Origin of the sequence: Microbacterium sp. NPDC060117, from assembly GCF_042729315.1 — a bacterium.
Classification (GTDB): Bacteria; Actinomycetota; Actinomycetes; order Actinomycetales; family Microbacteriaceae; genus Microbacterium.
This window is the reverse complement of record NZ_JBHWXR010000001.1, coordinates 169,551-187,865: the sequence shown is the minus strand read 5'-3', so window position 1 is coordinate 187,865 and position 18,315 is coordinate 169,551. Positions and strand designations below refer to the sequence as shown.

The 18,315-nt window shown below is 68.8% G+C and carries 18 protein-coding genes; 11 read left to right on the top strand and 7 right to left on the bottom strand.

Annotated features, from left to right (window positions below; translation table 11 throughout):
• The 7 genes from trpS to sdhC all read right to left on the bottom strand — a co-directional run bounded on the left by trpS (position 1) and on the right by sdhC (position 6,923).
• On the bottom strand, positions 1-1,011 hold the full coding sequence (trpS, locus tag ACFWCK_RS00820) for a tryptophan--tRNA ligase (RefSeq protein ID WP_308192508.1): 1,011 nt from the start codon (positions 1,009-1,011) through the stop codon (positions 1-3).
• Between the two features lie 69 nt (positions 1,012-1,080).
• Positions 1,081-1,974, bottom strand: coding sequence for an exodeoxyribonuclease III (locus ACFWCK_RS00815; protein ID WP_378804103.1), 894 nt, complete (start codon positions 1,972-1,974; stop codon positions 1,081-1,083).
• Positions 1,975-1,984: 10 nt separating this feature from the next.
• Positions 1,985-3,202, bottom strand: coding sequence for a YihY/virulence factor BrkB family protein (locus tag ACFWCK_RS00810; RefSeq protein ID WP_233310457.1), 1,218 nt, complete (start codon positions 3,200-3,202; stop codon positions 1,985-1,987).
• Between the two features lie 155 nt (positions 3,203-3,357).
• The gene (locus ACFWCK_RS00805; protein ID WP_378804102.1) at positions 3,358-4,131 is read right to left on the bottom strand and encodes a succinate dehydrogenase iron-sulfur subunit; all 774 of its coding nucleotides are present in this window, start codon (positions 4,129-4,131) and stop codon (positions 3,358-3,360) included.
• Positions 4,131-5,957, bottom strand: coding sequence for a succinate dehydrogenase flavoprotein subunit (gene sdhA, locus ACFWCK_RS00800; protein ID WP_378804101.1), 1,827 nt, complete (start codon positions 5,955-5,957; stop codon positions 4,131-4,133). The genes ACFWCK_RS00805 and sdhA overlap by 1 nt, the downstream gene beginning before the upstream one ends.
• Before the next feature lie 76 nt (positions 5,958-6,033).
• Positions 6,034-6,489: a succinate dehydrogenase hydrophobic membrane anchor subunit gene (locus ACFWCK_RS00795; RefSeq protein ID WP_233310460.1), complete on the bottom strand. Its 456-nt coding sequence runs from the start codon at positions 6,487-6,489 to the stop codon at positions 6,034-6,036.
• A complete protein-coding gene (sdhC, locus tag ACFWCK_RS00790; RefSeq protein WP_378804100.1) occupies positions 6,489-6,923 on the bottom strand; it encodes a succinate dehydrogenase, cytochrome b556 subunit in 435 nt (144 codons plus the stop codon). The genes ACFWCK_RS00795 and sdhC overlap by 1 nt, the downstream gene beginning before the upstream one ends.
• A gap of 232 nt (positions 6,924-7,155) precedes the next feature.
• Here sdhC and ACFWCK_RS00785 point away from each other — a divergent pair, with 232 nt between their 5' ends.
• The 11 genes from ACFWCK_RS00785 (at position 7,156) to ACFWCK_RS00735 (ending at position 18,308) form a co-directional block, all read left to right on the top strand.
• A complete protein-coding gene (locus ACFWCK_RS00785) occupies positions 7,156-8,271 on the top strand; it encodes a mannose-1-phosphate guanylyltransferase (protein ID WP_233310462.1) in 1,116 nt (371 codons plus the stop codon).
• Positions 8,272-8,482: 211 nt separating this feature from the next.
• Positions 8,483-9,595: a BMP family protein gene (locus ACFWCK_RS00780; protein WP_233310463.1), complete on the top strand. Its 1,113-nt coding sequence runs from the start codon at positions 8,483-8,485 to the stop codon at positions 9,593-9,595.
• Positions 9,596-9,709: 114 nt separating this feature from the next.
• Entirely contained in the window at positions 9,710-11,224 is a 1,515-nt protein-coding gene (locus tag ACFWCK_RS00775) for an ABC transporter ATP-binding protein (protein ID WP_378804099.1), read from the top strand.
• Entirely contained in the window at positions 11,221-12,528 is a 1,308-nt protein-coding gene (locus ACFWCK_RS00770; protein WP_378804098.1) for an ABC transporter permease, read from the top strand. Before ACFWCK_RS00775 ends, ACFWCK_RS00770 begins: the two co-directional genes overlap by 4 nt.
• On the top strand, positions 12,525-13,811 hold the full coding sequence (locus ACFWCK_RS00765) for an ABC transporter permease (protein ID WP_378804096.1): 1,287 nt from the start codon (positions 12,525-12,527) through the stop codon (positions 13,809-13,811). Before ACFWCK_RS00770 ends, ACFWCK_RS00765 begins: the two co-directional genes overlap by 4 nt.
• A 10-nt stretch (positions 13,812-13,821) precedes the next feature.
• Positions 13,822-14,217, top strand: a complete 396-nt coding sequence (locus ACFWCK_RS00760) for a cytidine deaminase (protein ID WP_233310466.1) — start codon at positions 13,822-13,824, stop codon at positions 14,215-14,217.
• Positions 14,214-15,506: a thymidine phosphorylase gene (locus tag ACFWCK_RS00755; protein ID WP_378804095.1), complete on the top strand. Its 1,293-nt coding sequence runs from the start codon at positions 14,214-14,216 to the stop codon at positions 15,504-15,506. Before ACFWCK_RS00760 ends, ACFWCK_RS00755 begins: the two co-directional genes overlap by 4 nt.
• 98 nt (positions 15,507-15,604) lie before the next feature.
• Positions 15,605-16,720: an adenosine deaminase gene (locus tag ACFWCK_RS00750; protein ID WP_233310468.1), complete on the top strand. Its 1,116-nt coding sequence runs from the start codon at positions 15,605-15,607 to the stop codon at positions 16,718-16,720.
• Positions 16,713-17,591 carry a carbohydrate kinase family protein gene (locus ACFWCK_RS00745; RefSeq protein WP_378804094.1) on the top strand — a complete coding sequence of 293 codons (879 nt, stop codon included), beginning with the start codon at positions 16,713-16,715 and terminating at the stop codon, positions 17,589-17,591. Before ACFWCK_RS00750 ends, ACFWCK_RS00745 begins: the two co-directional genes overlap by 8 nt.
• A complete protein-coding gene (locus ACFWCK_RS00740; protein ID WP_378804092.1) occupies positions 17,578-17,991 on the top strand; it encodes a DMT family transporter in 414 nt (137 codons plus the stop codon). The genes ACFWCK_RS00745 and ACFWCK_RS00740 overlap by 14 nt, the downstream gene beginning before the upstream one ends.
• Positions 17,988-18,308 carry a multidrug efflux SMR transporter gene (locus ACFWCK_RS00735; RefSeq protein WP_233310471.1) on the top strand — a complete coding sequence of 107 codons (321 nt, stop codon included), beginning with the start codon at positions 17,988-17,990 and terminating at the stop codon, positions 18,306-18,308. Before ACFWCK_RS00740 ends, ACFWCK_RS00735 begins: the two co-directional genes overlap by 4 nt.
• Positions 18,309-18,315 lie beyond the last annotated feature (7 nt).

The following is an 18,315-nucleotide window of genomic DNA, read 5'->3' as shown; positions in this document are numbered from 1 at the left end:
CTAGAGCGCGATACGTCGGAGCAGGCCGACCTTGTCATACACCTCGGCAAGGGTCCGGTCGGCGACCTCGTCGGCACGGGCGGCGTTGGCGGCGAGGATCCGGTCCAGCTCCGCCGGATCGGCGAGCAGCTCGTTCGCGCGGTCGCGCACCGGGCCGAACTCGTTCACGACGACCTCGGCGAGACCCTTCTTGAAGTCTCCATAGCCGCGGCCCGCGTACTCGTCCTCGATCGCCGCGATCTGGCGACCGGTGAGGGCCGCGTAGATCGTCAGCAGGTTGGACACGCCGGGCTTGTTCTCGCGGTCGTACCGGACGGATCCCTCGTTGTCCGTCACGGCGCGCATGATCTTCTTCGCCGACTTCGCCGGGTCGTCCAGCAGCCAGAGCACGCCGGCATCCGTCTCGGCGGACTTCGACATCTTCGACGTCGGGTTCTGCAGGTCGTAGATGCGCGCCGTGTCCTTCTGGATCACCGGGATCGGCACGACGAACGTCTCGCCGAACCGTGCGTTGAACCGTTCCGCGAGGTCGCGGGTGAGCTCCACGTGCTGCTTCTGGTCGTCGCCGACCGGGACGACGTCGGTCTGGTACAGCAGGATGTCGGCGGCCATCAGCACCGGGTAGGTGAACAGACCGACCGAGGTGGCGTCCGCACCGAAGCGGGAGGACTTGTCCTTGAACTGCGTCATCCGGCCGGCCTCGCCGAAGCCGGTGATGGTGCTGAGGATCCAGGCGAGCTCCGCATGCGCGCGCACGTGCGACTGCACGTACAGCGTGGACTGCGAGGGCTCGATGCCGGCCGCGATGTACTGCGCGGCGGTGCGACGGGTCTTCTCGCGCAGCTCGGCCGGATCCTGCGCCACGGTGATCGCGTGCAGGTCGACGACGGAGAAGAACGCGTCGTAGGAGTTCTGCAGATCCCGCCACTGCAGCAGCGCCCCGATGTAGTTGCCGGCCTGGAGGGAGTCGGCGGAGGGCTGCATTCCTGAGTAGAGGCGGGGCTTCGTCACAGACCAATCCTATGGGGACGGGCCGGAGCGCCCGACCGCGTATCCGGCGCCCGACGGCCCCGCGACGCCTCAGTAGGTGTAGTCGACGATCACCGGGGTGTGGTCGCTCCAGCGCTCCGCGTATGTGGCGGCGCGGGCGACGCGGTAGTTCGTCGCGCGTTCCGCGAGCGATGCGGTCGCGAGGTGGTAGTCGATGCGCCAGCCGGAGTCGTTGTCGAAGGCCTGGCCGCGCATCGTCCACCAGGTGTACGGGCCGGCGACCTCGCCGGCCGCCACGCGTCCCACATCGACCCAGCCGAGACCCCTGCCGTCGCCCTCCGCCGCGTACGGGCGGGTGTCGCTGAGCTGCCCGACCATCCCCCGGCCGATGCCCTCCTGGCCGATGACGGGCTCACCCGCGGCGCCGAGAAAGCGGTCGAAGTAGGCCCTCTCACGCGCGAGATAGCCGGACTTCTTGACGTTGCCCTTCCAGTTCAGGATGTCGAGCGGCCGATGCCCGACGTTGAGATCGCCCGTGACCAGCGCAAGCGCGCCGTCGGCGCCGAGCTCGCCCATGCGCGTGGTCATCGCGTCGAGGAACTTCCACTTCTCATCCTGCTTGGGGGTGTCCGCCTCGCCGCTGTGCACGTAGGCGCTCACCACGGTGAGCGGAGTGCCGTCGAGGTCGAAGTCGGCCTCGAGCCAGCGTCCCTTCGAGTCGAACTCGTCCGGTCCGAGAGCGGTGCGCGATGCGGTCGCCGGGACCCGGCTGAGCACGGCGACGCCGGCGCGGCCCTTCGCTGTCGCCTCGTCATGCAGGATGGACCAGCCCGGGAACGCCTGCTCCAGATGCTCGTCCTGAGCACGCACCTCCTGCAGCGTGAGCACATCGACACCGGCGTCGTCGAGCCAGCCATGCATTCCGTTGCGGACCGCGGCGCGGATCCCGTTGACGTTGACCGTGGCGATACGCAGGTGGGGCATGGTCCCCAGCCTAACGAGCGCCCCCGACATCGGGTTCCGGTCCGGTTGCGGTGAGCGCGCGCAGGCGCCGTACCACCAGGGTCTCCGCGTTCGCGGCGCGCTCCGCCTCGGCCTCGGCGTGACGGCGGGTGGCGAGCGCCAGATCGTCCTCAGCGTCCTGCAGCGCGCGGGCAGCGCCCCGGCGCCGGTACCACGGGGCGGCGTGCAGCACCGCTGTCGCCTCGCGCACGCGGATCGCGGCGTCGGCCTGCGCATCCGCCAGCTCCGCGACGCGGAGCGCGAACTCGTCCTCCGGCACCAGCGCCTGATCACGGTCCGATGCGGACACCGCGATCCAGGCGGCGGCGACGAGGATCACGATGGCGACGAGGCGGAACCACAGCAGGAAGCCGACGATGACTGAGAACGTGGCCAGCAGCGGGTTCGTGGGGGAGTAGAGGAAGAGGAGCCCGGCGCCGGCCTGCAGCACCGCCAGCGCCGCACCGCCCAGGATCGCGCCCGGCCAGATCGTGCGCCACGGCAGCCTGGTTCCGGTGAGGAAGCGCACCAGCATCGCGAGTGCCGCGGCGTTCACGCCGAAGGACAGCAGCAGCGAACCCGCCTGGCTGACCACGTTCACCCATATCGACGCATCGCCCGCGCCGAGGAGCTGCAGGATCCGCCTCAGCGCGCCGGTACCGATCACGCCGAGCGCGGCCGCGAGCACCTGGGCCAGGCCGAACAGCAGTGCCGCGACCAGGTCTCGCGCCTTCAGCAGCACGTAGTTGCGTCGGTCGAACGGCAGCCCGAAGATGTCGCGCACCGCCCGGCGGGCGAAGGTGACGAATCCGATCGCGGTCCACAGCGCGACGATCAGGGCTGCCCCACCGGTCGCGAGCAGCACGCTCGCGTTCTCGGTGGCGATGTCGGCGACCGCGTCAGGGGTGGCGAGGCCGTTCTCGCTGATGAGGTGAGGGATCGCGCCGTTGATCAGATCGATCATGCGCGCGATGGCCTCATCGCTGGCGCCGAGCCAGAGTCCCACGATCGCGAACGCGGTGTACAGCACCGCGAACATCGTGAACAGCGACTGATAGCTCAGACTGGCGGCCAGCAGGAAGCCGTTGTTCTGCAGGAAGTGCCGCCACACCCGGATCGGGAAGGCGCGCATCGTGCGCCGGGTGATCTCGGCGGCTCGGCCGATCGGCGCTTCGAGACGCGCGCGCAGATCGGGCCCGGAATCCACCACGCTCTCACCCTATCGACTGCGTTCACGGAGCGATGTCTGCTCCCGCTCGAGGGTTTCGGCGACGAACATCGCTCCCCGAAGGCATGGATGCGTCCGCCGACACGACGACGGCCGCCTCGCGGATGCGGGCGGCCGTCGTGGAAGGGAATGCGGGCTCAGGGGCGGCCGCGCAGGACCGCCTGCTTGACCTCGGCGATCGCCTTGGTGACCTCGATGCCGCGGGGGCATGCCTCGGTGCAGTTGAAGGTCGTGCGGCAGCGCCACACGCCCTCCTTGTCATTGAGGATGTCCAGGCGCACATCGGCGGCGTCGTCGCGGGAGTCGAAGATGAAGCGGTGCGCGTTCACGATGGCGGCCGGACCGAAGTACTGACCGTCGGTCCAGAACACGGGGCACGACGAGGTGCACGCGGCGCACAGGATGCACTTGGTGGTGTCGTCGAAGATCGCGCGGTCGGCGATCGTCTGCACGCGCTCCTTGCCCTTCTCCGGTTCGCTGGTCGCGAGCAGGAACGGCTTCACCTCGCGGTACGCGGCGAAGAACGGATCCATGTCGACGACGAGATCCTTCTCCAGCGGCAGGCCCTTGATCGCCTCGACGTAGATCGGCTTGGAGATGTCCAGGTCCTTGATCAGCGTCTTGCAGGCGAGCCGGTTGCGGCCGTTGATGCGCATCGCGTCGGATCCGCAGATGCCGTGCGCGCAGGAGCGGCGGAACGTGAGGGATCCGTCGACCTCCCACTTGATCTTGTGCAGCGCGTCGAGCACGCGGTCCGTGGAGTACAGCTCCACGTCGTAGTCGACCCAGTGCGGCTCGCTGTCCACCTCGGGGTCGAAGCGGCGGATGTTGAACGTGACGAGGAAGGACTGCACGCCGGTGTCTTCGACGACGGCCTCTGCGGCGACTTCCTGGGCGACGGCGGCGGACATCAGTACTTCCTCTCCATCGGCGGGTAGTTCAACTCGCCCTGCTCGTTCTTCGTGAACACGACCGGCTTCCAGTCGAGCTTGATGTGGTCGCTCGGCGTCGACGAGTGCGGATCGCCGGTCAGGTAGGCCATCGTGTGCTGCATGTACTTCTCGTCGTCGCGCTTCGGGAAGTCGTCGCGCATGTGGCCGCCGCGGCTCTCCTCGCGGTTCTGCGCGGCGTAGACGACGACCTCGGCGATGTCGAGGAGGAAGCCGAGCTCGACGGCCTCCAGCAGGTCGGTGTTGAACCGGTTGCCCTTGTCGTCGACATGCACGTTCTTGTAGCGCTCACGGAGCTCGGCGATCACTCCGAGCACGTGCTGCAGGGACTCGTGCGTGCGGAACACCTGCGCGCCCTTGTCCATCTCCTCCTGGAGCTTCTTGCGGAGCACCGCGATGCGCTCGGTTCCGGCATTGTTGCGCAGGCCCTCGAGCATCTCCTTGACCGCGGTCTCGGGCGCCTCGGGGAGGGGCAGGAAGTCGGCCGTCTTGACGTACTCGACGGCATTGCGACCACTGCGCTTGCCGAACACGTTGATGTCCAGCAGCGAGTTGGTGCCGAGGCGGTTGGCGCCGTGCACCGACACGCAGGCGCACTCTCCGGCCGCGTACAGGCCGGGGACGATCGTGTCGTTGTCGGCGAGCACCTCGCCGTTGTTGTTGGTCGGGATGCCGCCCATGGCGTAATGCGCGGTCGGCATCACCGGGACGGGCTCGACGACCGGGTCGACACCGAGGTAGGTGCGCGCGAACTCGGTGATGTCGGGGAGCTTGGTCTCCAGGACCTCGGCACCGAGGTGCGTGCAGTCCAGCAGCACGTAGTCCTTGTGCGGTCCGGCGCCGCGGCCCTCCGCGACCTCCTGCACCATGCACCGGGCGACGATGTCGCGGGGTGCGAGGTCCTTGATCGTGGGGGCGTAGCGCTCCATGAAGCGCTCGCCCGAGGCGTTGCGCAGGATCGCGCCCTCACCGCGCGCACCCTCGGTGAGAAGGATCCCGAGACCTGCCAGGCCGGTCGGGTGGAACTGGAAGAACTCCAGGTCCTCCAGCGGCAGGCCCTTGCGCCACACGATCCCGACGCCGTCTCCGGTCAGGGTGTGCGCGTTCGAGGTGGTCTTGAAGATCTTGCCGAAGCCGCCGGTCGCGAAGATCACGGCCTTCGCGTGGAACACGTGCAGCTCGCCGGTGGAGAGGTCGTACGCGACCACGCCGGCGATGCCGGTCTTGCCGGCCTCGTCCTTCACCGTGATGAGGTCGAGCACGTAGAACTCGTTGAAGAAGTTGATGCCGAGCTTCACGCAGTTCTGGAACAGCGTCTGCAGGATCATGTGGCCGGTGCGGTCCGCGGCGTAGCAGGCGCGGCGCACGGGGGTCTTGCCGTGCTCGGCCGTGTGACCGCCGAAGCGGCGCTGGTCGATCTTGCCCTCGGGCGTGCGGTTGAACGGCAGGCCCATGTTCTCGAGGTCGATGACCGCGTCGATGGCCTCCTTGGCGAGGATCTCGGCCGCGTCCTGGTCGACGAGGTAGTCGCCGCCCTTGACGGTGTCGAAGGTGTGCCACTCCCAGCTGTCCTCCTCGACGTTCGCGAGCGCCGCGGCCATGCCGCCCTGCGCCGCGCCCGTGTGGGAGCGGGTGGGGTAGAGCTTCGAGATCACCGCGGTCTTGGCGCCGGGGCCGGCCTCGATCGCCGCGCGCATGCCGGCGCCGCCGGCGCCGACGATCACGATGTCGAACTGATGGTGGTGCACGCCGTTCTTGACGACGGAATCCTGGGTCTCAGTGGTCACTGGTTCTGCCTATTCTCTGAGCTTTGTCGTCGCTGCCGCGGGGGAGCTTGTCTCGTCGGTGGTCGCCGATCGCGGGCTAGGTGCCTAGTGCCTTGCAGGTGTCCCACATGGCGCCGCTCTCGAACACGCCGTTGCAGGGGTCGAACGTGAACACGACGAGGGTGCCGAGCACGATGAGCAGCGCGGCGGCGAGGCCGAGCACGACCAGCAGCGTCTTGCGGACGCCCGCGTGGCCGACGTAGTCGTTCACGACGGTGCGCATGCCGTTGGCGCCGTGGATGAGGGCGAGCCACAGCATCAGCACGTCCCACCACTGCCAGAACGGTGTGGCGTACTTGCCCGAGACGAAGGCGAAGTCCAGCGCGTGGATGCCCTCGCCGAGCATGAGATTGACGAAGAGGTGGCCGAAGATCAGCACGACGAGCACGACGCCCGACACGCGCATGTAGATCCAACCCCACTTCTCGAGGTTGACGCCCTTGTTGCGGCGCGGGGCCGCCATGTGCTGCGTGGTGAAGACGTCCGCGGCCATCAGCTCGCACCTCCCACGTGAGAGAACACATTGATCAGGTGGCGCGGCACGAAGCCGGCCAGCAGCACGAGCCAGAGGCCGATCACGATCCAGAACATCTGCTTCTGGTACTGCGCGCCCTTCGACCACACGTCGATGAGGATGATCCGCAGCCCGTTCAGCGCGTGGAACACGATGGCGGCGACGAGCACCGTCTCGCCGAGCCCCATGATCGGGTTCTTGTACGTCCCGAGGACCGCGTTGTACGCCTCCGGCGAGACCCGGATGAGCGACGTGTCGAGCACGTGCACCAGGAGGAAGAAGAAGATGGCGATTCCGGTGATGCGATGCAGAACCCACGACCACATGCCTTCGCGACCCCGGTAGAGGGTGCCGCGCGGCGTCTTGGACGTGGTTTCCGCAATCGAAGGTGTCAAGCGAGTGCTTGCGGACACAGTCGTCCTCCCTGATCGATAGCGAAGGATCGCGGCGCGCAGGCGTCCGATCCCCCTCATCCTATTCCTGTCAGATGGCTGGGAGCGACGAAGGCGACCCTTAGCGATCATGCGGTTCTGCGATCGGAACCATGCACGGATGCGATCGTGCGCGTCGCGATGGCGGGCCGCTTGCATGTCGCCGTGGGCATGTTCCGGGGGCCTCGACGGCGCCATCGCTACGCTGGATCCCATGCGCGAGCCGATCCCTGACTTCTACGCCGTCATCCCCGCCGGAGGCATCGGGAGCCGGCTGTGGCCGCTGTCCCGCGCAGACGCGCCGAAGTTCCTGCACGACCTGACCGGATCCGGCCAGTCGCTGCTGCGCGACACCTGGGACCGCCTGGAGCCGCTGACCGGTCCCGACCGGATCGCCGTGGTGACCGGGCGCGCGCACCGTGCCGCGGTCGAGGCGCAGCTTCCGGGCATCGGCGACAAGAACGTGTTCCTGGAGTCCGAGCCGCGCGAGTCCGCTGCGGCGATCGGGCTCGCCGCGGCGATCCTGCACCGACGCGACCCTGACGTGATCATCGGCTCGTTCAGCGCCGATCACGTCATCCGCGGTACCCGGGTGTTCGAGTTCGCGGTGCGCGACGCGGTCGAGGTCGCCCGACAGGGGTACATCGTCACGATCGGGATCACCCCGACCGAGCCAGCGGTCGGTTTCGGCTACATCAAACAGGGCGGCGAGCTCGTGGTCGAGGGTGCGCGCGAGGCCGCCCTCGTCGAGCGGTTCGTCGAGAAGCCGGACCTCGCCACCGCCCGGGCGTACGTCGCTGATCGCAGTTATCTGTGGAACGCCGGCATGTTCATCACCCGCGCCGACGTGCTGCTGGCGGAGATCGAGCTGCACCAGCCGGCCCTCCATGCCGGTCTCATGGAGCTCGCCGAGGCCTGGGACGACAGAGAGCGCCGCGGACCCGTGGTGGACCGGGTGTGGCCCGCGCTGCCGAAGATCGCCATCGACTATGCGGTCGCCGAACCGGCGGCGGAGCGCGGCCGGCTCGCGGTGGTGCCGGGTCACTTCGACTGGGACGACGTGGGAGACTTCGCGTCGCTCACGAAGCTCATCCTGAACGGGCGCAAGAACGACCTCGCCGTGCTCGGTCCGTCCGCGCGGGTGCTGTCGGACGCGGCGAGCGGGATCCTGGTCAGCCAGACGTCGCGGGTGATCAGCCTGGTCGGCGTGCAGGACATCGTCGTGGTGGACACTCCGGACGCGCTGCTCGTGACGACCATCGAGCACGCGCAGCGGGTGAAGGGCGTGGTGGAGTCGCTCAAGCTCACCGGGCGCGGCGACGTGCTCTGAGGCCTCCGCGATCATCCGCAGATGCGCACGCTCCTGCACGAAAGCGGGGATGGCTGGGGTGCTCTGCTCATATGAGCATGGACGAGCGCATGTGATCTCATGTTTGTAACCATTGACTCCAGCGACACGGACGAGGATGCCCGATCTTCGTCATAGTCGGTAACTTTCAAGTGACCCGCGATGGCCGCGGGCTCGTTTTCTGGAGGCCCGTGTGACCATCACCAAGAAGCTGATCGGCGCGACCATCGCCGCCGGTGTCATCGTCGCCCTCGCAGGTTGCGGATCCGCTCCTGCTCCGGCGAGCTCGAGCGGCGGTGCCAAGCCGGCCGACGCGAACTTCAAGCCCTGCCTCGTCTCCGACAGCGGCGGCTTCAACGACAAGTCCTTCAACGAGTCGGCCAAGATCGGCATGGACAAGGCGGCCAAGACCCTCGGCGTGAAGGCCCTCGAGGTCGAGTCGAAGTCGGACAACGACTACAAGAGCAACATCGACTCGCTGATCTCCGGCAAGTGCACCATGATCATCGGCGTCGGCTTCAAGCTCGACGCCGCGATCTCCACCGCCGCGCAGGCGAACCCGAAGATCAACTTCGGCATCATCGACTCGCTGGCCGACACCAACAACGACGGCAAGCCGGACGCGCCGAACATCAAGCCGATCCTCTTCGACACCGCCCAGGCTGCGTACCTCGGCGGCTACGCCGCGGCGGCATGGTCGGCGCAGGAGGGCGCCAACAAGGTCGGCACCTTCGGCGGAATGAAGATTCCGCCGGTGACGATCTTCATGGACGGCTTCGTCGACGGCGTCAAGAAGTACGACGAGGACAAGGGCGGAAACGTCGCCTCGGTCGGCTGGGACAAGGCCGCGCAGGACGGCTCGTTCACCGGCGCCTTCGCTGCGAACGACACCGCCAAGCAGACCGCGAACTCGATCCTGGGTCAGGGCGTCGACGTGATCTTCCCGGTCGGCGGTCCGATCTACCTCTCGGCCAGCGCCGCGATCAAGGACAGCGGCAAGAAGACGGTCATGCTCGGCGTCGACTCCGACCTCGCCGTGGCCGACCCGTCGGTCGCCGACCAGATCCTGGTCTCGGTCATGAAGCGCATCGATGACGCGGTCAACACCACGGTCCTCGACGCCGCCAAGGGCAGCTTCGACCCGACCCCGTACGTCGGCACGCTCCAGAACAACGGCGTCGGCCTGTCCTCGTTCCACGACTTCGAGTCGAAGCTCCCGAAGGGGCTGACGGACGAGCTGAAGGCGCTGCAGGACAAGATCATCAAGGGCGACATCAAGGTCGAATCGGCCGCCTCCCCGAAGTAGTCCCCTCTGACGCGGGGCGCTCCGATCCCGCCGTCGCAGCCGCAAGGCTCCGATGGCGGGATCCGGCGCCCCGCGCTCTTCTTGAGTCCCCCCTTCCCGGATAGGGTCACAGTTATGAAGCTCGAGCTCCGCGGCATCACCAAGCGCTTCGGATCCCTGGTCGCCAACGATCACATCGACGTGGTCGTCGAACCCGGCGAGATCCACGCCCTGCTGGGCGAGAACGGGGCCGGCAAGTCGACCCTGATGAACGTCCTCTACGGCCTGTATCAGGCCGACGAGGGCGAGATCCTGCTCGACGGCGTGCCGCAGCACTTCCGCGGCCCCGGCGATGCGATGGCGGCCGGCATCGGCATGGTGCACCAGCACTTCATGCTCATCCCGGTGTTCACCGTCGCAGAGAACGTCATGCTCGGGCACGAGCAGTCCAAGGCGCTCGGCGTGCTGGACATCGCGGCGGCCCGTGATCACGTGCGCGAGGTCGCCTCGCGGTTCGGGTTCGAGGTGGATCCCGACGCGATCGTGGGCGACTTGCCGGTCGGTGTGCAGCAGCGCGTCGAGATCATCAAGGCGCTGAGCCGCGACGCGAAGGTGCTCGTGTTCGACGAGCCGACCGCGGTGCTCACGCCGCAGGAGACCGACGAGCTCATGGAGATCATGAAGCAGCTGCGCGACGAGGGCACGGCGATCGTGTTCATCACGCACAAGCTCCGCGAAGTCCGAGCGATCGCCGACAAGATCACCGTGATCCGGCTCGGGAAGGTGGTGGGGGAGGCTGATCCCAAGTCCTCCAACACGGAGCTCGCCTCGATGATGGTAGGACGCGCCGTCGAACTCACGGTGCACAAGGATCCGCCGAAGATCGGCGAGGGCGGTCTGCGCGTGAAGGATCTGCGCGTGATCGCCCCGGACGGGGTCGTGGTCGTCGACGACATCGACTTCGAGGTGCGCCCGGGCGAGGTGCTCGCGATCGCCGGCGTGCAGGGCAACGGACAGACCGAGCTGGCCGAGGCGATCATGGGGCTCGGCTCGCGCTCGACCGGATCCATCTCGCTGAACGGGGTCGAGCTGATCGGCCGCAACGTGCACCAGGTGCTCGACGCCGGTGTCGGTTTCGTCCCGGAGGACCGCAACGAGGACGGTCTCGTGGGCGCCTTCTCCGTCGCGGAGAACCTCATCCTCGACCGCTCGGACGACCCGAAGTTCACCCGCTTCGGAACAATCCTGCGCGGCGTGCTCGACACCTTCGCGAAGGCCCGGATCTCCGAGTTCGACATCCGCACGCAGGGGCCGGGCCAGGCGGCCGGCTCCCTCTCCGGCGGCAACCAGCAGAAGGTCGTGATCGCCCGCGAGCTCAACCGCGAGCTCAAGCTGCTGCTCGCATCGCAGCCGACCCGCGGCGTGGACGTCGGATCCATCGAATTCATCCACAAGCGCATCGTCGCCACCCGCGACTCGGGCATCCCCGTGATCGTGGTGTCGACCGAGCTGGACGAGGTCACCGCCCTCGCCGACCGCATCGCGGTCATGTACCGCGGCCGCATCGTCGGCATCGTGCCGGGGGACACCCCGCGCGACGTGCTCGGCCTGATGATGGCCGGCGAGAACCCGACGGAGGCAGCCGCATGAGCACCGCGACCGAACCTCAGGCGCCCGCGCCCGAGCCGCCGATGACGCGCAACATCCAGGAGATCCCGGTCTCGAACCGGGTCCTCCGGGAGATCCTGCGGGGCAGCGCGGTGACCACGGTGCTCGCGATCCTGCTCGCGCTGATCGTCGGCGGCGTCCTGATCGCCGTCACCAATCCCGACGTGCAGACCGCATCCGGGTACTTCTTCGCGCGCCCCGCGGACACGCTGGGCGCCGCCTGGAGCGCGGTGATCGGCGCGTACTCCGCGTTGTTCAACGGATCGATCATCGACTTCGGAGCATCGGACTTCTGGTCGGCCGTGAAGCCGCTCGGCAACACGATCGGCTTCGCCGCGCCGCTCATCGCGGCGGGCCTCGGCATCGCGGTCGCCTTCCGCGTCGGCCTGTTCAACATCGGCGCCCGCGGCCAGATGCTCATCGCCTGTGCGGCGGCGGCGCTGGTCACCTTCCAGCTGAACCTGCCGGCGATCATCCAGATCCCGCTCACCCTGATCGTCGGCGTCGCGGCCGGCGCGCTCTGGGGCGGGCTCGTGGGCCTGCTCAAGGCCCGCACCGGCGCGCACGAGGTCATCCTCACGATCATGCTCAACTACGTCGCGTTCTACTTCGTGACGTGGATGGTGCAGGTCCCGCAGCTGCTGCAGCGCCCCGGCCAGATCCAGCCGATCACCCGGCCCACGCCGCCGAGCGCGGTGCTGCCCAAGCTCCCCGGGCTCGACCTGATCGACTGGGGCTTCCCGATCGTCATCCTCGCCACGCTGTTCGTGTGGTGGCTCGTCGAGCGCTCCGGTCTCGGCTTCCGCATGCGCGCCGTGGGGGAGAACCCCAACGCGGCCCGTGCTGCAGGCATCAGCGTTCCGCGCATCTACATCTACGCGATGCTGTTCTCCGGCGGTCTCGCGGGTCTGGCCGGCATGTTCCAGATCCAGAGCACGATCACGAGCGGCTTCGACGGCGGCATCGACGCGGGCATCGGGTTCACGGCCATCACCGTCGCCCTGCTCGGCCGCAGCCGCGCATGGGGCACGTTCTGGGCGGGCCTGCTGTTCGGCGCGCTGAAGGCGGGTTCGTTCCCGATGCAGGCGCTCCAGTCCATCCCCGTCGATATCGTGCTCGTGGTGCAGTCGCTCATCGTGCTGTTCATCGCGGCGCCCCCGCTGATCCGCACCATCTTCTTCCTGCCCAAGGACGATTCCGAGCGCTCGCAGCGCTCCAAGGCGCGGATCGCGCGCCGGGCGTCGAAGACCACCGATTCCTCCGACACGAAGGCGGCGGCCGCATGAGCACCTCCCTCACCTCGGCACCTGTGCTCGACGCACCGACCGTCGTCAAGGTGCGCTCTCTGAAGGTCCCGATCACGCTGCTCGCGATCGTGGCGCTGCTGGGGCTGCTGTTCCTGCTCGTCCCCCGCTACGGGACCACCACGTTCCGTCTGTCCGAGGCGAGCGCGGTGATCCGCCTCGGCGACATCGCGGTGCCAGCGGGTCCGGTGCTCTGGATCACCTGGGTGATCGCGGTCGGGCTCGGCGTGCTGGCTCTGATCGCCGCGCTGCAGTACCGGAAGGTCCCGCTGTGGGTGCCGATCGTGTACGCGGTGCTCGCGATGACGGCGTTCCTCACCTGGGCGGGCGCGGGTGCGGCGGGCGCGATCACCCTCACCGGACTGCTCGGCGGATCCATCTCGCTCGCGGTGCCGCTCGTCTTCGGTGCTCTCGCGGGTGTGATCGGCGAGCGCGCCGGTGTCGTCAACGTCGCGATCGAGGGGCAGTTCCTGCTCGGCGCGTTCACGGCGACGATCCTCGGCTCCCTCACGCACAACCCGTTCGTGGGCCTCATCGGCGCCATGCTGGGCGGCATCCTGATCTCGCTCGTGCTGGGCGCGTTCGCGATCAAGTACCTCGTCGACCAGGTGATCGTCGGCGTGGTGCTGAACGTGTTCGCCTCCGGCCTGACCGGCTTCCTGTACCAGGGCGTGCTCGCGCCGAACGCCCAGACGCTGAACAGCCCCACCCGGTTCTCGCTCATCAAGATCCCGATCCTCGGTGACATCCCGGTGATCGGCCCCGCCCTGTTCAACCAGACCTTCCTCGTCTATCTGATGTACGTTGTCGTCGCGCTCGTCGCCTGGGCGATGTACCGCACGCGCTGGGGGCTGCGTGTGCGCGCGGTCGGCGAGCACCCCCACGCCGCGGACACCGTCGGCATCAAGGTCAACCCGACGCGTTTCTGGAACCTGCAGCTCGCCGGTGCGATCGCGGGCATCGGCGGCGCCTACTTCACGCTGGTCTCGGTGCCGCAGTTCACCAAGGACATGACCGCCGGGCTCGGCTTCATCGCGCTGGCCGCGGTGATCTTCGGGCGCTGGGATCCGGTGCGCGCGGCCCTCGCCGCGCTGCTGTTCGGCTTCGCGACCAACCTGCAGAATCTGCTCGCTGTGCTGCGCACGCCGATCCCCGGCGAGTTCATGCTGATGCTGCCGTACGTGGTGACGATCCTGGCCGTGGTCGGCTTCGTCGGTCAGATCAAGGCGCCGGCGGCAGACGGCAAGCCGTACATCAAGTCCTAGGAGGGCGTTCATGGACATCGACTGGGACGAGCTGCGCCGCGTCGCCGACGACGCCCAGCGGAAGGCCTACGCGCCGTACTCGCACTACCGGGTGGGCGCCGCCGCACTCGTGGACGACGGCAGGATCGTCTCGGGCTGCAATGTCGAGAACGCCTCCTACGGCGTCACCCTGTGCGCGGAATGCGCGATGGTGGGTGATCTGTTCATGTCCGGCGGCGGGCGGCTCATCGCCTTCCTCTGCGTGAACGGCGAGGGCGACACGATCATGCCCTGCGGTCGCTGTCGGCAGCTGCTGTACGAGCACTCCGCGCCGGGGATGCTGTTGGAGACCGTGTCCGGCATCAGGACCATCGACGAAGTGCTGCCCGACGCGTTCGGGCCGAGAGATCTGGAGAACGTCCGTTGAGTGTTGAGCCCTTTGATGCCGTCGACGTGATCCGCGCCAAGCGCGACGGCGGGACCGTTCCCGAGCCCGCGCTGCGATGGATGGTCGACGCCTACACGCGCGGCTATGTCACGGATCCGCAGATGGCCTCCTTTGCGATGGCGATCTTCCAGCGCGGCATGGAGCGCGACGAGATCCGCGTGCTCACCGACGCCATGATCGCCTCGGGGGAGCGCATGAGCTTCGGGGCCCTCGGCAAGAGGACCGTCGACAAGCACTCCACCGGCGGCGTGGGCGACAAGATCACGCTGCCGCTGGCGCCGCTCGTGGCCAGCTTCGGCGTGGCCGTTCCGCAGCTCAGCGGCCGCGGCCTCGGCCACACCGGCGGCACGCTCGACAAGCTCGAGTCGATCCCCGGCTGGCGCGCCGCGCTCAGCAACGAGGAGATGTTCGCGCAGCTGCAGGGCGACGTCGGCGCCGTGATCTGCGCGGCCGGATCCGGTCTCGCCCCGGCGGACAAGAAGCTCTACGCCCTGCGCGACGTCACCGGCACCGTCGAGGCGATCCCGCTGATCGCGTCGAGCATCATGTCCAAGAAGATCGCCGAGGGCACCGACGCGCTGGTGCTGGACGTCAAGTTCGGTTCCGGAGCCTTCATGCAGGACATCGACCGCGCGCGCGAACTCGCGCGCACCATGGTGGCGCTCGGCACCGATTCCGGTGTTCAGACGACCGCGCTGCTGACCGACATGAACGTGCCGCTGGGCCTGGCGATCGGCAATGCGAACGAGGTGCGCGAGTCGGTCGAGGTGCTCGCCGGCGGCGGACCCGCCGACGTGCGCGAGCTCACCCTCGCCCTCGCCCGCGAGATGCTGGCGCTGAGCGGTCAGCCCGACGCCGACGTGGAGAGGGCGCTGGATGACGGACGTGCGATGGACTCGTGGAAGGCGATGATCCGAGCGCAGGACGGCGATCCGGACGCAGCACTGCCGGCCGCCCGGGAGACGCACACCGTGACGGCGCCATCGGACGGGTTCGTGACGCGCATGGACGCGCTGCCCTTCGGCATCGGCGCCTGGCGACTGGGGGCGGGCCGCGCTCGCGCCGAGGACGCGGTGGTGTTCGCCGCGGGCATCGACCTGCACGTGAAGCCCGGTGATGCCGTGCGTGCCGGGGATCCGGTGTTCACGCTGTCCGCCGACGACGCGGCGCGGTTCGACCGTGCTCTGGACGCGGTGGACGGAGCATGGGAGATCGGTGCCGCGCAGACCGAGCGCGCGCCCCTCGTGCGCGAGCGCATCACCGCCTAGGCTGATTCCGGGCGCGGTGTGCGCGCGGCGCCCTGTCCGGTTCCTCTCGGAACATCCCTGACGATTCCCATCGATCGACCGCTGAGGAAGGATCTGTCATGCCCATCGACGCGAACGGCGACCTGGAGGTCGAGGGCCTGTCCCTCCGGAGTCTTCCCAAGGTCTCCCTGCATGATCACCTCGACGGCGGGGTTCGTCCCGCCACGATCATCGAGCTCGCCGATGCGGCCGGGATCGAGCTGCCGCACACCGACCCGACCGGGCTCGCGATGTGGTTCCGCACCCAGGCGTCGGCCGGATCCCTGGTCGACTATCTGAAGACCTTCGACGTGTCGCTCTCCGTCATGCAGAGCGCGGAGAACCTGCGCCGCATCTCGCGGGAGTTCGTCGAAGACCTGGTGCGCGACGGCGTCGTGTACGGCGAGGTGCGATGGGCGCCCGAGTTGCACCTCACGGGCGGGCTCAGCCTGCAGCAGGCGGTCGACGCAGTGCAGGACGGCATCGACGAGGCGGAGGACGCCGCGGAGAGCCACGGCAAGAGCATCCGGGTCGGGCAGTTGCTCTCCGCCATGAGGCAGACGGACCGCGTGCGCGAGATCGCCGAGCTCGCGGTCGCCAACCGCGATCGCGGCGTGGTCGGCTTCGACACGGCGGGGCCCGAGGCGGGCTACCCGTCCTCGCGCTATCGCGAGACGTTCGAGTACCTGGCCGGGCAGATGTTCCCGACCACGGTGCACGCCGGTGAGGCGGCGGGTCCGGACTCGATCCGCTCCGCCCTGGTCGACGGCCGTGCACTCCGGCTCGGTCATGGCGTGCGCATCGCGGAGGATCTGGAGATCGTGAACCGCGACGGCGAGGAGGTGCAGGTCCGTTTCGGCGATCTGGCGCGCTGGGTGCGCGATCGGGAGATCCCGCTCGAGCTCTCGCCGTCGTCGAACCTGCAGACCGGCGCGATCGCCGCGTGGGGGACCGAGTTCGCCGACCACCCGTTCGACCTGCTCTACCAGCTGGGTTTCGCGGTGACCGTGAACGTGGACAACCGCACGATGAGCGCGACATCGCTGACGCGCGAGATGGCGCTGCTCGTGGACGCGTTCGGCTACGACCTCGAGGACCTCGAGTCGTTCCAGTTCAACGCCGCCGCGGGCGCGTTCCTCCCCGTCGAGGAGCGGGAGGAGCTCGTCGAGCTGATCGCCGAGGGCTTCGATGAGTGAAGCCCCCGACGCGGGGCGGGTCGCCGTCGTCGGGGCGGTGTCGTGGAACACCATCGTGCTGCTGGATCGCCTGCCCGAGCCGACGCCGCACATGCAGTTCGCGGAGGCGGATTGGCAGACGGTCGGCGGGACGAGCGCCGGCAAGGCGCTGAGCCTGCACGGTCTCGGGCGGGCCGTGTCCCTGCGGGCACGGGTCGGTCGCGACGCGGCGGGACTGCGGATCCGGGACGCACTGGTCAGAGCCGGGGTGCCGTTGCATGGTCTGCGCGAGGGCACCGTCTCCGAGCGTCATCTGAACCTCATGACGGCTGCCGGCGAGCGAGTATCGGTGTTCCTCTCGTCGCCGGAGCTCACGCCCGGGTGGGAGGCGCTCGCCGGCGACGAGCCCGCGCTCGCCGGTGCCGCCGCGATCGTGCTCGATCTCTCCGCCGAGGGGCTCGCCGCGGTCGACGAGGCGCAGGCGGCCGGTGCGCCGATCTGGGTCGACCTGCATGACTACGACGGCGCCGCGGAGTTCCACCGGCCGTTCCTCGAGGCTGCCGACGCCGTCTTCTGTAACGCCGACCGGTTGCCGGATCCCGAGGGCTTCCTGCGCGACCGTATCGATGCAGGCGTCTCCCTCGCGGTCTGCACGCTCGGAGCCGACGGCGCGATCGCGGTCGACGGCGAGGGCGTGCTGCATCATGTGGCGGCGGTGCCGGTCGACGTCGTGGACACCAACGGCGCCGGCGACGCGTTCTTCGCGGGCGTGCTCGACGCGACGCTGGCGGGCCGTGCGGTGCGCGACGCCCTGTCGGCCGGCGCGGCGACGGCCGCGCTGACACTGCGCTCCCGGCATCTGCATCCGCTGCTCGACGATGTCCTCGCCTGACCCGGCGGGCCGGGCCCCTGATGCCGGGGCCGGCGGTCGTCACCGGCCCAGCGCCTGGCCGCCCCTGCTGCTCGCGATCGTGCTGGAGGTCAGTGCGACGCTCAGCCTGCGAGCGGTGTCGACGGGCGGATCCTGGTGGTGGCTGTGCGTGGTCGTGCTCGGGTACGGCGGGTCGTTCTGGCTGCTCGGGATCGTGCTCACCCGCGGCATGCCGGTGGGCGTCGCCTACGGCATCTGGTCCGCGATCGGCGTGGCGCTCACCGCGCTCGCGGCCGCCGCGCTGTTCGCCGAGACCCTGAGCCCGCTCTCCCTCGTCGGCCTCGGCGTGATCATCGCCGGCGTGCTGCTCGCCGAACTGGGCACCCGGCACGCCCGCGGTGCGTCGGGAGACGCCTCATGACCTGGCTGCTGCTGCTCGGCGCGATCGCCTCCGAAGTGACCGCCACCCTGAGCCTGCGCGCCTCCGAGGGCTTCCGCCGCCGTCGCCATATCCCGGCCATCGTCCTGGGCTACCTGGCCTCCTACGTGCTGCTGGGCGCGGTGCTGGCGCTGGGCATGCCGGTCGGCATCGCGTACGCGGTCTGGGCGGCACTCGGCGTCGCCGCCACGGCGGTGCTGGGGCGCGTGCTGTTCCGCGATCGCATCTCGGTCATGACCGCGATCGGTCTCGCCGTGATCGTCGGCGGGGTGATCCTGGTCGAGGCCGGCTCGCACTGATGCCGGG

Excerpts from the sequence above, each read along its gene's own strand:
- ACFWCK_RS00765 (WP_378804096.1), top strand. The coding sequence starts at position 12,525 with ATGAGCACCTCCCTCACCTCGGCACCTGTGCTCGACGCACCGACCGTC.
- ACFWCK_RS00760 (WP_233310466.1), top strand. The coding sequence starts at position 13,822 with ATGGACATCGACTGGGACGAGCTGCGCCGCGTCGCCGACGACGCCCAG.
- ACFWCK_RS00795 (WP_233310460.1), bottom strand. The coding sequence starts at position 6,489 with ATGGCCGCGGACGTCTTCACCACGCAGCACATGGCGGCCCCGCGCCGC.
- ACFWCK_RS00770 (WP_378804098.1), top strand. The coding sequence starts at position 11,221 with ATGAGCACCGCGACCGAACCTCAGGCGCCCGCGCCCGAGCCGCCGATG.
- ACFWCK_RS00815 (WP_378804103.1), bottom strand. The coding sequence starts at position 1,974 with ATGCCCCACCTGCGTATCGCCACGGTCAACGTCAACGGGATCCGCGCC.
- ACFWCK_RS00745 (WP_378804094.1), top strand. The coding sequence starts at position 16,713 with ATGAGTGAAGCCCCCGACGCGGGGCGGGTCGCCGTCGTCGGGGCGGTG.
- ACFWCK_RS00775 (WP_378804099.1), top strand. The coding sequence starts at position 9,710 with ATGAAGCTCGAGCTCCGCGGCATCACCAAGCGCTTCGGATCCCTGGTC.
- ACFWCK_RS00735 (WP_233310471.1), top strand. The coding sequence starts at position 17,988 with ATGACCTGGCTGCTGCTGCTCGGCGCGATCGCCTCCGAAGTGACCGCC.
- ACFWCK_RS00750 (WP_233310468.1), top strand. The coding sequence starts at position 15,605 with ATGCCCATCGACGCGAACGGCGACCTGGAGGTCGAGGGCCTGTCCCTC.
- ACFWCK_RS00785 (WP_233310462.1), top strand. The coding sequence starts at position 7,156 with ATGCGCGAGCCGATCCCTGACTTCTACGCCGTCATCCCCGCCGGAGGC.
- ACFWCK_RS00740 (WP_378804092.1), top strand. The coding sequence starts at position 17,578 with ATGTCCTCGCCTGACCCGGCGGGCCGGGCCCCTGATGCCGGGGCCGGC.
- ACFWCK_RS00805 (WP_378804102.1), bottom strand. The coding sequence starts at position 4,131 with ATGTCCGCCGCCGTCGCCCAGGAAGTCGCCGCAGAGGCCGTCGTCGAA.